Raw genomic sequence first — 14244 nt, 5'->3', positions numbered from 1 at the left:
TACGCTCTCGCCGTGCGTCCCCCGTCGTCTATGCGTCCCACGACCAGCCCGCCGCGCCCGCTGACCGGCCTGGCCACCATGCTCGACGCCGATTCCGGCACGGCGCGTTCGCCGCATGCCGCGATCACCGGCGTCACCATCGACTCCCGCCAGGTGCGGCGCGGAGACCTCTACGTCGCGCTGCCCGGCAGCCACGCCCACGGCGCGAGCTTCGCCGCCGAGGCCATGGCGCGCGGCGCGGTCGCGGTGCTCACCGATCCGGCCGGCCGCGCGGCCGCGGTCGCGACGGGGCTGCCGGTGCTGGTCGTGCCCGAACCGCGCGGCCTGCTCGGGCAGATCTCCTCCTGGGTGTACGGCCAGCCGTCCCACGACCTGTCGGTCATCGGCGTGACCGGCACGAGCGGCAAGTCCACGACCACGTTCCTGCTGGAGGCGGGGCTGCGCGCCGCGGGCCACACCACGGGCCTGATCGGCGGGGTGGAGATCCGGGCGGGCGAGGTGCGCTTCGAGTCGCGGCTGACCACGCCGGAGGCGTCGGAGCTGCACGGGCTGTTCGCCTTCATGCGCGAGCAGGGCGTCTCCTCGGCGGTGATGGAGGTCTCCAGCCACGCGCTGGCGCTGGGCCGCATCGACGGCGTCTTCTACGACGTGGCCCTGTTCACGAACCTGTCGCAGGACCACCTCGACTTCCACCGCGACCTGGAGGACTACTTCGCCACGAAGGCCAGGTTGTTCCAGCCGGAGCTGAGCCGGGCGGGCGTGACGAACCTGGACGACGCCCATGGCCGCGAGCTGCTGGCGGTGGCCAAGATCCCGATGACGACGTTCTCGCCCACCGGCGACCCGCAGGCCGACTGGCGGGCGCTCGACGTGCGGCTGGGCCCCGACGGCTCCTCCTTCCGCGTCGTGGGCCCCGGCGGCGTCGAGGCCGACGCCCAGGTGGCGCTGCCGGGGGCGTTCAACGTCGCCAACGCGCTGGGCGCGATCGTGACGCTGGTGGAGGCGGGCGTGCCGCTGCAGGCCGCGGTGAGCGGCGTCGGCTCGCTGAAAGGCGTTCCCGGCCGCATGGAGCGGGTGACGACGGCGCAGGACGAGTTCCAGGCGGTCGTCGACTACTCCCACAAACCGGGCGCCGTGGAGTCGGTGCTCGGTTCGCTGCGCCAGGTGACCGCCGGCACGCTCACGATCGTGCTCGGCTGCGGCGGCGACCGCGATAAGGGCAAAAGGCCCATGATGGGCGAAGCCGCCGCGCGTCTGGCAGATGTGGCCATTTTCACCAGCGACAACCCCCGCACAGAGGATCCTCTCCATATCCTTGCCGCGATGATGGAGGGGGCGCTCGGCGTTCCCCGGCATGAGCGCGCTCATGTGATCATTGAGCCCGACCGCGCGGCGGCGATCGACCTGGCCGTGCGCCGGGCCGGCCGCGGCGACGTGATCGTCGTGGCGGGCAAGGGCCACGAGCAGGGCCAGTACATCTCAGGCGAAGTGATCCCCTTCGACGACCGCGAGGTGGTCGCCGAAGCGATCCACAGGAAGGTTTACCAATGATCCCGTTGCCACTGGCCAGGATCGCCGAGATCACCTCGGGCGCTCTGTCGGGCATGGCCGACCCCAGGGCCGTGGTGCGCGGCCCCGTCGTGATCGACTCGCGGCAGGTCGAGCCGGGATCGTTGTTCGCCGCCTTCCGTGGCGCCAACGTCGACGGGCACGAGTACGCCGCCCAGGCGGTCCGCGCCGGCGCGGTCGCCGTGCTGGCCAGCCGCCCGGTCGAGGCGCCCACCGTGATCGTCCCCGACGTGGCGGAGGCGCTGGCGGCGCTCGCCTCGGCGGTGGCCGGCTCGCTGCCCCAGGCGACCGTGCTCGGCGTGACCGGCTCTGCGGGCAAGACCACCACCAAGGACCTGCTGGCCCGCCTGACCGGCCGCATCGGGCCGACGATCGCGCCGGTCGGCTCGTTCAACAACGAGATCGGCCACCCGCTGACCGTCCTGAAGGCCGACCACGACACCCGCTTCCTGGTGCTGGAGCTGAGCGCCCGCGACGCCGGGCACATCGCCCACCTGGCCCGCATCGCGCCGCCAAGCATCGGCGTGGTGCTCAACGTCGGCACCGCCCACCTCGGCGTCTTCGGCGGCAAGGACGCCATCGCCAAGGCCAAGGGCGAGCTCGTCGAGGCGCTGCCGGCCACCGGCGTGGCCATCCTCAACGCCGACGACCCGCTCGTGCGCGACATGGCCGGGCGCACCGACGCCCGCGTCACGTTCTTCGGCCGCGGCGAGGACGCCGCCATCCGCGCCGAGGAGGTGACCGTGGACGAGCGGGGCCGCGCCGCCTTCCGGCTGCGCACGCCGTCCGGCGTCGCCTACGTGCGGCTGCGGCTGTACGGCGCGCACGCCGTCGAGAACGCGCTGGCCGCCGCGGCGGCCGGCTACGAGCTCGGGCTGCCGGTGGCCACGATCGCCGAGGAGCTGTCGGAGGCCGAGCCCCGCAGCCGCTGGCGCATGGAGGTCACCGACCGCCACGACGGCGTGACCGTCGTCAACGACGCCTACAACGCCAACCCCGACTCCATGCGGGCCGCCTTCGAGGCGCTCGGCGTGATCGGCGAGGGCCGGCGCCGCTTCGCCGTCATCGCCGCGCTGCGCGAGCTGGGCGAGGACAGCGTCACCCTCAACGAGGAGCTGGGCCGCCTGGCGGGCGGCGCCGGGCTGGCCGGGCTGATCGTGGCAGGGCCCGACGCGGGGCCGGTGCTGGAGGGCGCCTTCGCCGCCGCCGGGCAGGCGGCCCAGGGAGCGCCGCCACCGGGCGCGCCGCCGGCCGGGCCGTACCCACAGCAGGGGACGCGGATCGTACACGTGGCCGACGCGGAGGCGGCGGCCCAGGAGCTCGCGGCGTGGCTGATGCCCGGTGACGCGGTGCTGGTCAAGGGTCCGCGGGCGATGGGGCTCGAACGCACGGCCGAGCGTGTTCTCGGGAGCGCGCGGTGACCAACATCATCATCGCCGGCGCGGTGGGACTCATCCTGTCGATGCTCGGCACCCCCCTCGCGATCCGCCTGTTCGCCAGGCGGGGCTACGGGCAGGAGGTCCGTGAGGACGGCGTCCAGGCGCACCTGAGCAAGAAGGGCACGCCCACGATGGGCGGCGTGGTGTTCGTGCTGGCCTCGCTGCTGGCCTACGGCGCCTCGCACCTGGTCATGTTCGAGTCGCCGACGATCTCGGGCCTGCTGGTGCTGTTCCTCATGACGGGGCTCGGCGCGGTCGGCTTCCTCGACGACTTCATCAAGATCTACAAGCAGCGCAGCCTCGGCCTGCGCTCGGGCGCCAAGGCGCTGGGCCAGCTCGTCGTCGGCGCCGTCTTCGCGGTGCTGGTGACCCAGCAGGCCAACGTGTACGGCATCACGCCCGCCGAGACCCGGCTGTCGTTCCTGCGCGACTTCGGCCCCTCGATCGGCATCGTCGGGTTCACCATCTGGGTGCTCATCATGATCGTCGGGTTCTCCAACGCGGTGAACCTCACCGACGGCCTCGACGGCCTGGCCAGCGGCGCGACCGCCGTGGTCCTGGGCGCGTACGTGCTGATCGGCAACTGGCAGCTCCGCAACAACTGCATCGACCAGCTCGGCCCCAACTGCTACTGGGTGCGCGACCCGCTCGACCTGGCCGTGGTGGCGGCGGCGGTGCTGGGCTCGCTGATCGGGTTCCTGTGGTGGAACGCCCCGCCGGCCAAGATCTTCATGGGCGACACCGGGTCGCTCGCGCTGGGCGGCGTGCTGGCCGGCCTCGCGATCGCCACCCGCACCCAGCTCCTGCTGATCATCCTGGCCGGGCTCTGCGTGATCATCACGATGTCGGTGATCATCCAGGTCGGGTTCTTCAAGATGACCGGCAAACGGGTCTTCCGCATGGCACCGCTGCAGCACCACTTCGAGCTGAAGGGGTGGGCGGAGACCACGATCGTGGTCCGCTTCTGGCTGATCGCCGGGTTGTGCGCGGCCGTGGGACTCGGGCTGTTCTACGTGGAGTGGATGCCGCGCGCATGACGCTGACGTGTGTGGCGGGGCTCGGCGTCTCCGGTACGGCCGCCGCCCGGGTGCTGGCCGGGCGGGGCGAGCGGGTCGTCGTCCTGGAGGCGGTCGAGGGGGAGCGGCAGCGGCTCGTCGCCGCCGAGCTGGCCCGGCTGGGCGTCGAAGTGCGCTTCGGCCCCATGGAACTGCCCGAGTCGGTCACCCGGCTGGTCACCACCGGCTGGGCGCCCCACCATCCGCTGATCGCCGCCGCGCTGGCGGCGGGGGTGGAGGTCGTGGGCGAGGTCGAGCTGGCCTGGCGGCTGCGGTCCGCGAACGCGGCGCCCTGGCTGGCCCTGACCGGCACCAACGGCAAGACCACCGCGGTGCGCATGCTCACCTCGATGCTGCTGGCGGCGGGGGAGAAGGCGCTGGCCGTCGGGAACGTCGGGGTGCCGGTGGTGGCGGCGGTGGCCGAGCCGTACGACGTGCTGGCGGTCGAGCTGTCCAGCTTCCAGTTGCACTGGTCCGGCTCGCTGGCGCCCCAGGCGGCGGCGCTGCTCAACGTCGCCCCCGACCACCTCGACTGGCACGGCTCCCTGGAGGAGTACGCCGCCGCCAAGGCCAGGATCTTCGAGCGGGCCGGGACCGTGGTCTACAACGCCGACGACCCGATCGCGGCCGAGCTGGCGGCGCCGTACCCGGGGGCGGTGGGGTTCACGCTGCGCGTGCCGAGGGCGGGCCAGATCGGCGTGGTGGAGGACCTGATCGTCGACCGGGCCTTCTGCCCCGATCCCGTGCGCGCCGCCGACGAGCTGGCCAACCTGGCCGACGTGCACCCGTTCGCGCCGCACAACGTGGCCAACGCCCTGGCCGCCGGAGCGCTGGCCCGCGCCCACGGCGTGCCCGCCCACGCGGTACGGCAGGGCCTGCGGGACTTCGTCCCCGACCCGCACCGCATGGCCTTCGTCGAGCGGGTCGCCGAGGTCGACTACGTGGACGACTCCAAGGCGACCAACCCGCACGCCGCCGCCGCCGCGCTGGCCTCCTACCCGTCGGTCGTCTGGGTGGCCGGCGGCCAGCTCAAGGGCGCCGACGTGGAGGAGCTCGTGCGCGTGGCGGCGCCGAGGCTGCGCGGGGCGGTGCTGATCGGCGTGGACCGCGCCAGGATCGCCGAAGCGATGTCGCGACACGCGCCGAATGTCCCCGTGGTGGACATCGCCGACCAAGACACTGGGGTGATGGACCGCGTCGTCACCGAAGCCGCAGCGCTCGCCTCCCCGGGGGACACCGTGTTGCTGGCGCCCGCGGGCGCCTCCCTCGACATGTTCGCCAACTACCCGGCGCGGGGGGAGGCCTTCGCGCGAGCCGTACACGAGCACGGCCGCAGGGAGCCGCGGACGTGAGCGCGACCACGGACGAGCGGCCGCGCGGGGCCGTCGAGGGGCCGTCGGCGTGGGCGCGCGAGCAGATGGGCGCGCTGCGCGAGCTGCTCGGCAAGCCGCTCACCACCTACTACCTGATCATCGGCTGCAGCGCGCTGCTGCTGACCCTCGGGCTGATGATGGTGCTGTCGGCCTCCAGCATCGAGGCGCTGAACAAGACCGGCAGCCCGTTCTCGTGGTTCATCAAGCAGTCGCTGTCGGCGGCCATCGGCGTGCCGGTGATGTACGTGTGCTCGCGGCTGCCGCACAAGTTCTTCCGGTGGGCGGGCTACCCGCTCATGGTGCTGTCGATCATCGCGCTGGTCATGGTGCTGTTCATCGGCTCCTCCGAGCTGGGCGCGCAGCGCTGGATCTACATCGGGCCGCTGACCGTGCAGCCGTCGGAGCCGGCCAAGCTCGGCCTGGCGCTGTGGGGCGCGGACCTGCTGGCCCGCCGGGCGCGGCTGGGGCGGATCGAGTGGCGGCAGATGCTCATCCCGCTCATGCCGGGCACCGCGATCCTGGCCGTCATGGTCATGCTGGGACGCGACCTCGGCACCACGCTCGTGCTCATGATGATCTTCCTGGCGCTGCTGTGGGTGGTGGGGGCGCCGCTGAAGCTGTTCGGCGGCATCCTCGGCGTGGCGGTGCTGGCGGCGGTCATCATGATCAAGGTCGAGCCGTACCGCATGGCCCGCATCGGCGCCTTCCTCGACCCGTGGGCCGAGGCGCAGGGCGCCGGGTACCAGGCCGTGCAGGGGCAGATCGCGATGGGCTCGGGCGGCTGGTTCGGGCTCGGGCTCGGGTCCAGCCGGCAGAAGTGGAGCTGGCTGCCGCACGGGGAGAGCGACTTCATCTTCGCCATCCTCGGCGAGGAGCTCGGGCTCATGGGCACGCTCGTGGTCGTCGCGCTGTTCGGCCTGCTCGGGTACGCCGGGCTGCGCGTGGCGGGGCGCGTCAAGGACCCGTTCATCCGGCTCGCCGCCGCCGCGGTCGTCGCCTGGATCTGCGGCCAGGCCATCGTCAACATGGGCGCGGTGATCGGCGTGCTGCCCATCACCGGCATCCCGTTGCCGCTGGTCTCCTACGGCGGCTCGGCCCTGCTGCCGACGCTGGCCGCGCTCGGGATGCTGCTGTCGTTCGCCAAACAGGAACCGGGCGCGCGGGAGGCGCTGGCCGCTCGTGGCCCCGGACCGGCCGCTCGGGCTCTAAGCTGGCTTGGCCTGGGGGGAAGAACGAGCAGGGGCAGAGCGAGACGTTAGGGAGTGACCGATCATGAGGGTGGTCCTCGCCGGTGGCGGGACGGCCGGGCACATCGAGCCCGCTCTCGCCCTAGCGGACACGCTGCGCGGGCTGGACCCGGGCATCGGCATCACCTGCATGGGCACCGACCGCGGCCTGGAGACCCGGCTGGTGCCCGCCCGGGGGTACGAGCTGGAGCTCGTGCCCGCCGTACCCCTGCCCAGGGCGATCACCCCGCAGTTGCTGACCATGCCGGGACGCCTGGCCGGAGCGGTCAACGCGGCGGCCGCGGTCCTGGACCGCGTACGGGCCGACGTGCTCGTGGGCTTCGGCGGGTACGTGGCCACGCCCGCGTACCTGGCGGCCAAGCGGCGCGGCGTGCCCATCGTCGTGCACGAGGCGAACCCGCGGCCCGGCCTGGCCAACCGCCTGGGCGCCAAGCTCACCGACCACGTCTTCACCGGGCACCCCGAGTGCGTGCTGGCCAAGGCCGAGTACATCGGCACGCCGCTGCGGCGCGAGATCGTCCAGCTCGACCGGCTGTCGATGGGCGACAAGGCGCGCTCCTGGTTCGGCCTGCAGACCCACCGGCCGACGCTGCTCGTCTTCGGCGGCTCCCAGGGCGCACGCTCGATCAACCAGGCCGCGCTGGCCGCCGCGCCCGCGCTGCGCGCCGCCGGGGTGCAGGTGCTGCACGTCGTCGGCCCCAAGAACACCGTAGAGCGGGAGCCGCCGCCCGGCGACCCGCAGTACGTGCTGCTGCCCTACCTCGACCGCATGGACCTCGCCTACGCCGCCGCCGACCTGGCCCTGTGCCGGAGCGGGGCGCTGACCTGCGCGGAGCTGACGGCGGTCGGGCTGCCCGCGGCGTACGTGCCGCTGCCCCACGGCAACGGCGAACAGCGGATCAACGCCGAGCGCATCGTCGGCGGCGGCGGGGGCCTGCTCGCCGACGATGCCGATTTGTCACCTGATTGGATCATCCAGAACGTGCTGCCCATCCTGCGGGACCCTGAGCGCGTCGCCGTCATGTCGGAGGCCGCGGCCAGGCTGGGACGCAAGGACGCGGACAGCACCCTGGCCGGGAAAGTGTTGGAGATAGCCCAATGAGCTGCGAGCGAGACCGACGCGGTGAGCGGAGTGGAGGGTGAACGACCGATGAACATGGTCAAGCTTGTCGATCCGGTCGCCGCCGAGGACCTGGGGAGAGTCCACTTCATCGGCATCGGCGGGGCCGGGATGTCGGGGATCGCCCGCATCCTGCTCAAGCGCGGCGTACGCGTGACCGGCAGCGACGCCCGCGGCTCCGACCTGGTGAACGAGCTGCGCGAGCTCGGCGCGACCGTGCACATCGGGCACGCCGCCTCCCACGTCAAGGACGCCGACACCGTGGTGGTCTCCACCGCCATCCGCGACTCCAACCCCGAGCTGGGGGAGGCGCTCAAACGCGGGGTGCGGGTCATCCCGCGCGCCGCCGCGCTCGCCTCGGTGATGGCGGGGCGCACCGCGGTCGCCGTCGCCGGCACCCACGGCAAGACCACGACGACCTCGATGCTGACCGTGGCGCTGCAGAAGTGCGGGGCCGACCCGTCCTACTGCGTGGGCGGGCAACTGGTCACCACCGGGCTCGGCGCGGACGAGGGCGCCGGGGAGGTGTTCGTGGCCGAGGCCGACGAGAGCGACGGGTCGTTCCTGATGCTCGCGCCGGACATCGCGCTGGTGACCAACGTCGAGGCGGACCATCTCGACAACTACGGGGACCCGCGGGCGGTGCACGACACCTTCAACCGGTTCGTGGAGCGGGTCGGCTCGCTGCTGGTCGTCTGCGCGGACGACCCGGGGTCGGCGGCGCTGATCGAGGTGGCCGCCAAGCGCGGGCTGCGGGTCAGGACCTACGGCACCGAGTCCGACGACTACCGGGTGAGCGGGGTGCGGCCCGACGGGTTCGGCACGCGCTTCACGATCGAGGGGCTCGGGGAGGTCAGGCTGGCCGTTCCCGGGGCGCACAACGCGCTCAACGCGACCGCGGTGGTGGCCGTGGCCGATGCCTTGGGCCTGCCGTTCGAGGAGATCAGGGACGGTCTGGCGGCCTTCACCGGAGCCAAGCGGCGCTTCGAGGCCAAGGGCGAGGCGGGCGGCGTGGCCGTCTACGACAGCTACGCCCACCATCCGACCGAACTGGCCGCCGACCTGCGCGCCGCGCGCGACGTGGTCGCCTCCTACTCGGGCGACGGGCGGGTGATCGCGGTGTTCCAGCCGCACCTGTACTCGCGCACCCGCTTCTTCGCCGACGAGTTCGGCGCGGCGCTGGGGCTGGCCGACCGCGCGATCGTGCTGGACGTCTACGGCGCCCGCGAGGATCCCGAGCCCGGGGTGTCGGGCGCGATGGTCGCGGGGCGGGTGACGCTGCCCGAGTCGCACGTGGACTACGCGCCCGACAAGGCCGCGGTGCCCGCGCTGGTGGCCGAGAAGGCGCGTCCCGGCGACATCGTGCTGACGATGGGCGCGGGCGACGTCACCGAGCTCGGGCCGCAGATCGTCGCGGAGCTGTCCACCCGGTGAGGGCGCGCACCGCCTTCATCGGGCTGCTGACCGCCGGGGTGGTGGGCGCGGCGGTCTGGCTGGTTTTCTACTCGCCTGTCCTTGGTGTCCGAGATGTGGAGATCGTGGGGAATCTCACAGTGCCCGCGGACCGGATCGAGCAGCAGGCCGCGGTCGCCGCGCTGCACCCGCTGGCCACCGTCGACCTGGCCGCGGTGGAGAGCCGCGTACTGGGCATCCGGCAGCTCGCGACCGTGAAGGCCGCGCGGGTGTGGCCGTCCACGCTGGAGATCACCGTCGCCGAACGCGAGCCGGTCGCCGTGCTGCCCGTGGGCGGGAAGGCGGCGCTGGTGGACAAGCAGGGGGTGGTGACCGAGATCCGCGACATCGGGCCGCCGCACCTGCCGGTGCTGCACATGGGCCGGCCCAGCCCTACGGACCCGGTGACGCTGGCGGCGCTCAAGGTCGTCAGCACACTGCCCGACACGCTGGCCGGGAAGGTCAAGACGGTGCGCGCGCCGACGGCCGAGGGCATCACGTTCGGCCTCAACGACGGGCGGACCGTGGTGTGGGGCGGCTCCGACCGGGGCGAGGACAAGGCGGCCGTGTTGCTGTCCCTGCTATCCCGCAAGGCCGACGTCTACGACGTCAGCTCGCCGGATGTCGTCACGCTCAAGTGACCGTCCGTCTTGTCGTTCGGGCCCCTTCTCCGTTACGGCGGGCCAGGCTTCGGGCTCTTTCTCCGTTACGGCGGGCCAGGCTTCGGGCTCTTTCTCCGTTACGGCGGGCCAGGCTGACGCCACCCGCCGACGTGGGCTGAGGCAGGTCGGGGGGATCGCTTCTCACGTCGGACGTGGTCCCCGCCGTCACGGCCCCGCTTGACCCCCGCCTCCCCAACCCGGCCCCCGGCCACCCCACCCGAACACACCCGCCCACCCCGGCCAACACCCTCTGCCCGCCGCACCCGCTCCGCCACGCCGTGTGCACCGCGTCCGCTTCGCCATGCCTTTGCCCTGGTCGTCGCGGCTGCTTCGCCATCTCTTGTTCGCGGTTCCGCCGCGCCGAGGTCCTGCCGGGTGTGGCGGTGCTGCTGGGTGGTGCGTTGTCGCCCTGCTCCTTCGGCGTGGCAACTCCCGTGGTCAGGGTCCGGTGTCATGCCCGCCCGACCCCGACGGCGTCTGCCCAAGGGGGTGTCCGGCAGGGGTGGCCGGTGGGCTGGTGGCGGGTTGCCGGGTGGTCTGGACGCTTGCCGGGCTCTTGGGGGTCTTGGGCCTGGTCCGGCGGGGGTGGGGGAGGCGGTAGGCGTGGAATGTCTGGTGTGTGGTAGTGGCAGGGCAGGGTTGGGCGGCTTGGGGTGGTGAGGGTTTGGGAGGAGAATGGGTGGAGCCTGTCCGATCCGGGGGGTGGAGCGTGAGAGTCTGTATCCCGGACGGGAGCCCGGCCAGGCATGACACGGGAGCGAATCGGACAGCCCGCGACACGCCGGACGTGCTTGCGGCGCGGTTAGTTGACCCGCCCGGAGCGTAACTCCTACTGTCCGTATCAATCCTCAGGTTGACATAAATCTAAATCTCAACCTGAGGTTGAGAGTTACCCGAAGTGAGAAATGGCGGAGAACAATCCGCACCGAAATGGCAAGTCAACGAGCGGAAAGGCCCCTCGTCGTGGCAGCACCGCAGAACTACCTCGCGGTCATCAAGGTCGTCGGCATCGGCGGCGGCGGAGTCAACGCCGTCAACCGGATGATCGAAGAGGGACTCAAGGGCGTCGAGTTCATCGCGATAAACACCGACGCCCAGGCGCTGCTGATGAGTGACGCCGACGTGAAATTGGACGTGGGCCGCGAGCTCACGCGCGGACTTGGCGCGGGCGCCAACCCCGACGTGGGGCGCAAGGCGGCCGAGGACCACCGTGAAGAGATCGAGGAGGTGCTCAAGGGCGCCGACATGGTCTTCGTCACGGCCGGCGAAGGCGGTGGCACGGGCACCGGCGGCGCGCCCGTCGTGGCCAACATCGCCAGGTCGCTTGGAGCGCTGACGATCGGCGTGGTGACCAGGCCGTTCAGCTTCGAGGGGCGGCGCAGGGCCTCGCAGGCGGAAGCCGGCATAGAGACGCTGCGCGACGAGGTCGACACCCTCATCGTGATCCCGAACGACCGCCTGCTGTCGATCTCCGACCGCCAGGTCAGCGTGCTTGACGCCTTCAAGGCGGCCGACCAGGTCCTGCTGTCCGGTGTCCAGGGCATCACGGACCTGATCACCACGCCCGGTCTGATCAACCTGGACTTCGCGGATGTGAAATCCGTCATGTCCGGCGCCGGCTCGGCCCTCATGGGCATCGGGCACGCGCGTGGCGACGACCGTTCCGTGGCGGCGGCCGAGATGGCGGTCTCCAGCCCGCTGCTGGAGGCCTCGATCGACGGCGCCCACGGCGTGCTGCTGTCGATCGCGGGCGGTTCCGACCTGGGCCTGTTCGAGATCAACGAGGCCGCCCAGCTCGTCTCCATGGCCGCCGCGCCCGACGCCAACATCATCTTCGGCACGGTCATCGACGACGCGCTCGGCGACGAGGTGCGGGTGACCGTCATCGCCGCGGGCTTCGACGAGGTGCCCAAGCAGCCCCCGGCCGCCGTACGGCCGGCCGCCTCCTCGGCCACCGCCCAGGCCTCGGCCCCGGTGCGCCCGAGCGGCGTCCAGCCGCCCAGCGTGAAGGCCGAGCCGGTGGCGCCGCCGCGTGCCGAGCCCGCCCGTCCCGAGCCGGCCCGCGCCGAGCCCGCGCGCCCGGAGGCGGTGCCGTACTCGCAACTGCGCGCCGAGCCGATGCGCCCCGAGCCGCGGCCGGAACCGCGGCCCGAGCCCAAGCCCGAGCCCGTCCGCCCGGCCGAGACCCACACCCCCGAGCCGCCCGCCGCCCAGGTGGCCCCCGCGGTCGAGCCGGTCGCGGAGGAGCCGCCCGCCCCGGTCTCCATCCCCCGCCCCGCCCCCGAGCCCCCCAACCCGCCGACGCCGATCAACTCCCGGATGTCGGAGCCGGCCAAGCGCCGCCCGGTGGTCTTCGAGGAGCAGGAAGAGGAACTGGACGTCCCCGACTTCCTCAAGTAACAGCGGACACAACGTGCGCCCGTGCCGGATCCGGTGCGGGCGCACCGCTGTCTCCGGGGGGCGCGACACGCCGGTGGCGGGCAAGAGTGATCGAACTCACGTGCGAGGCTCTGCCCTGGCCTGGAGTAGCGTTCTGTCCTGGTTGCGGCGGCGTGCCGTACCGGGAAGAAGGGTGTGACGTGACGCGCGAGGCGGAGATCGGCGAGCGGCTGGGCGAGGTGGAGGCGCGGATCGCGCGGGCGTGTCAGGCGGCGGGCAGGGACCGGGCGGAGGTGACGCTGATCGCGGTCACCAAGACCTATCCCGCCGCCGACGTGCGGATCCTCGCCGGGCTCGGCGTCAGGGACGTCGGCGAGAACCGCGACCAGGAAGCCGCCGGCAAGGCGGCCGAGTGCGCCGACGTGCCGCTGACCTGGCACTTCGTCGGCCAGTTGCAGACGAACAAGGTCAGGTCGGTGGTCAGGTATGCGGACGTGATCCACTCCGTCGACCGCGAACGGCTGGCCACGGCGATCTCCAAGGAGGCCGTCAGGGCGGGACGCGAGGTGACGTGCCTGGTGCAGGTGGCGCTCGACGACGACCCGGAGCGCGGCGGCGCGCGGCCGGTGGACGTTCCGGCGCTGGCCGACGTGATCGCCGCGGCCGGCGGGCTGCGGCTGGGCGGGGTCATGGCGGTGGCGCCGCTGGGGGAGGATCCGGGCAAGGCGTTCGGCAGGCTGCGGGAGATCGCGCTCGCGCTCCAGGCGCGGCATCCGGGGGCGGTCATGGTGTCCGCGGGGATGAGCGGGGATTTGTCCGAGGCTGTGGCCCACGGCGCGACACACGTGCGGGTCGGTACGGCGTTGCTCGGTCGCCGCAAGCCCTTCGTCAGGTAATGTCCCCTCAAGTGGGTCTTAGTAGAGGTCGATCTGCGGTGAGCTCCAAGGGGGTACGGCTACCGCCTCGGGTCCCCGCCCGAGCGAGTGCGACCATGAGCAGGAGGACGACGTAGTATGGCCGGCGCGATGCGCAAGATGGCGGTCTACCTCGGTCTCGTGGAGGACGACCGCTACGAGAGGTACGAGGCCTACGCGGACTACGACCCTCCGTACGAGGAGGAGTCACCGCGGACCGGCGAGGAGCGGGCCGTCGCGGTCCAGGACCGCGACGACGAGACCGATCCCGGCGTGCCCGCGCCGAGGCCCGCGACGACGGTGCTGGAGCGGCGCACCACCGACCTCGCGAGGATCACCACACTCCACCCGCGCACCTACAACGAGGCGCGCACGATCGGAGAGCACTTCCGCGACGGGACCCCGGTCATCATGAATCTGACCGAGATGGTTGACAGCGACGCCAAGCGGCTTGTGGATTTCGCGGCAGGTCTGGTCTTTGGCCTACATGGCAGCATTGAACGTGTTACCAACAAGGTGTTCCTGTTGTCCCCTGCCAATGTCGAGGTGACCGCCGAGGACAAGGCTCGAATCGCGGAACGCGGATTCTTCAACCAGAGTTAGAGTCTCTGTATGCCTATCGGACCCAACCTGGTCTCGCCGAGACCGACGGGAGGGCTCATCAGAAGTGGAGGCGCGGCCACGCCGTGGGGATCGTAGGTCAGATCTTGGTGGTTGTCCTGTCCCTCTATCTGGTGTTGCTCATCGGAAGAATGATCTTTGAGACGGTGCAGGCGTTCGCCCGGCAGTGGCGGCCCTCCGGCGTCGTGCTGGTCCTCGCTGAGGCCACATACACCGCAACGGACCCACCTCTCAAGTTTCTCCGCCGTTTCATTCCTCCCCTCCGGTTGGGTACGGTGGCCTTTGACCTAAGCTTCACAGTCCTGTTCATCGTGGTGCTGATCCTGATCCAGATCGCTGGGTCACTCGCCAGATGACGGGCCTGCGAGGTCCGGTCGAGAACCGACTCGTGTCCGCGCTGAAGTGATTCGGTC

At 71.9% G+C, this 14244-nt stretch carries 12 protein-coding genes; all 12 read left to right on the top strand.

Translation table 11 applies throughout. From position 1 onward, the window contains the following. Positions 1 to 30 precede the first annotated feature (30 nt). The 12 genes from ACIBEJ_RS26900 (at position 31) to ACIBEJ_RS26845 (ending at position 14187) form a co-directional block, all read left to right on the top strand. The gene (locus tag ACIBEJ_RS26900; protein WP_397185591.1) at positions 31 to 1551 is read left to right on the top strand and encodes a UDP-N-acetylmuramoyl-L-alanyl-D-glutamate--2,6-diaminopimelate ligase; all 1521 of its coding nucleotides are present in this window, start codon (positions 31 to 33) and stop codon (positions 1549 to 1551) included. Further along, positions 1548 to 2990 (top strand): UDP-N-acetylmuramoyl-tripeptide--D-alanyl-D-alanine ligase, encoded by a 1443-nt coding sequence (murF, locus tag ACIBEJ_RS26895; RefSeq protein WP_397185590.1) that lies wholly within the window; start codon positions 1548 to 1550, stop codon positions 2988 to 2990. Before ACIBEJ_RS26900 ends, murF begins: the two co-directional genes overlap by 4 nt. Beyond that, positions 2987 to 4045, top strand: coding sequence for a phospho-N-acetylmuramoyl-pentapeptide-transferase (mraY, locus tag ACIBEJ_RS26890; RefSeq protein ID WP_397185589.1), 1059 nt, complete (start codon positions 2987 to 2989; stop codon positions 4043 to 4045). Before murF ends, mraY begins: the two co-directional genes overlap by 4 nt. Next, positions 4042 to 5415 (top strand): UDP-N-acetylmuramoyl-L-alanine--D-glutamate ligase, encoded by a 1374-nt coding sequence (gene murD / locus ACIBEJ_RS26885; protein ID WP_397185588.1) that lies wholly within the window; start codon positions 4042 to 4044, stop codon positions 5413 to 5415. The genes mraY and murD overlap by 4 nt, the downstream gene beginning before the upstream one ends. Next, a complete protein-coding gene (gene ftsW / locus ACIBEJ_RS26880) occupies positions 5412 to 6695 on the top strand; it encodes a putative lipid II flippase FtsW (protein WP_397185587.1) in 1284 nt (427 codons plus the stop codon). Before murD ends, ftsW begins: the two co-directional genes overlap by 4 nt. Before the next feature lie 13 nt (positions 6696 to 6708). Then, on the top strand, positions 6709 to 7785 hold the full coding sequence (murG, locus tag ACIBEJ_RS26875; protein ID WP_397185586.1) for an undecaprenyldiphospho-muramoylpentapeptide beta-N-acetylglucosaminyltransferase: 1077 nt from the start codon (positions 6709 to 6711) through the stop codon (positions 7783 to 7785). Positions 7786 to 7833: 48 nt separating this feature from the next. Continuing rightward, complete coding sequence (murC, locus tag ACIBEJ_RS26870; RefSeq protein ID WP_397185585.1) at positions 7834 to 9237, top strand: UDP-N-acetylmuramate--L-alanine ligase; 1404 nt, start codon at positions 7834 to 7836, stop codon at positions 9235 to 9237. Continuing rightward, the gene (locus ACIBEJ_RS26865) at positions 9234 to 9896 is read left to right on the top strand and encodes a cell division protein FtsQ/DivIB (RefSeq protein WP_397185584.1); all 663 of its coding nucleotides are present in this window, start codon (positions 9234 to 9236) and stop codon (positions 9894 to 9896) included. The genes murC and ACIBEJ_RS26865 overlap by 4 nt, the downstream gene beginning before the upstream one ends. Before the next feature lie 984 nt (positions 9897 to 10880). Continuing rightward, entirely contained in the window at positions 10881 to 12317 is a 1437-nt protein-coding gene (gene ftsZ / locus ACIBEJ_RS26860; RefSeq protein WP_397185583.1) for a cell division protein FtsZ, read from the top strand. Between the two features lie 179 nt (positions 12318 to 12496). Beyond that, positions 12497 to 13192, top strand: coding sequence for a YggS family pyridoxal phosphate-dependent enzyme (locus ACIBEJ_RS26855; protein ID WP_397185582.1), 696 nt, complete (start codon positions 12497 to 12499; stop codon positions 13190 to 13192). Positions 13193 to 13309: 117 nt separating this feature from the next. Next, positions 13310 to 13813: a cell division protein SepF gene (locus ACIBEJ_RS26850; protein ID WP_397185581.1), complete on the top strand. Its 504-nt coding sequence runs from the start codon at positions 13310 to 13312 to the stop codon at positions 13811 to 13813. A gap of 83 nt (positions 13814 to 13896) precedes the next feature. Then, positions 13897 to 14187: a YggT family protein gene (locus ACIBEJ_RS26845; RefSeq protein WP_184960716.1), complete on the top strand. Its 291-nt coding sequence runs from the start codon at positions 13897 to 13899 to the stop codon at positions 14185 to 14187. Positions 14188 to 14244 lie beyond the last annotated feature (57 nt).

The organism is Nonomuraea sp. NPDC050790 (genome assembly GCF_044456745.1).
Taxonomy (GTDB): Bacteria; Actinomycetota; Actinomycetes; order Streptosporangiales; family Streptosporangiaceae; genus Nonomuraea.
This window is presented reverse-complemented; position numbering and strand designations above follow the sequence as displayed.

Bases quoted from the DNA above. Each gene is read 5' to 3' on its own strand.
- ACIBEJ_RS26900 (WP_397185591.1), top strand. From the start codon at position 31: ATGCGTCCCACGACCAGCCCGCCGCGCCCGCTGACCGGCCTGGCCACC.
- murF (WP_397185590.1), top strand. From the start codon at position 1,548: ATGATCCCGTTGCCACTGGCCAGGATCGCCGAGATCACCTCGGGCGCT.
- murD (WP_397185588.1), top strand. From the start codon at position 4,042: ATGACGCTGACGTGTGTGGCGGGGCTCGGCGTCTCCGGTACGGCCGCC.
- murG (WP_397185586.1), top strand. From the start codon at position 6,709: ATGAGGGTGGTCCTCGCCGGTGGCGGGACGGCCGGGCACATCGAGCCC.
- murC (WP_397185585.1), top strand. From the start codon at position 7,834: ATGAACATGGTCAAGCTTGTCGATCCGGTCGCCGCCGAGGACCTGGGG.
- ACIBEJ_RS26850 (WP_397185581.1), top strand. From the start codon at position 13,310: ATGGCCGGCGCGATGCGCAAGATGGCGGTCTACCTCGGTCTCGTGGAG.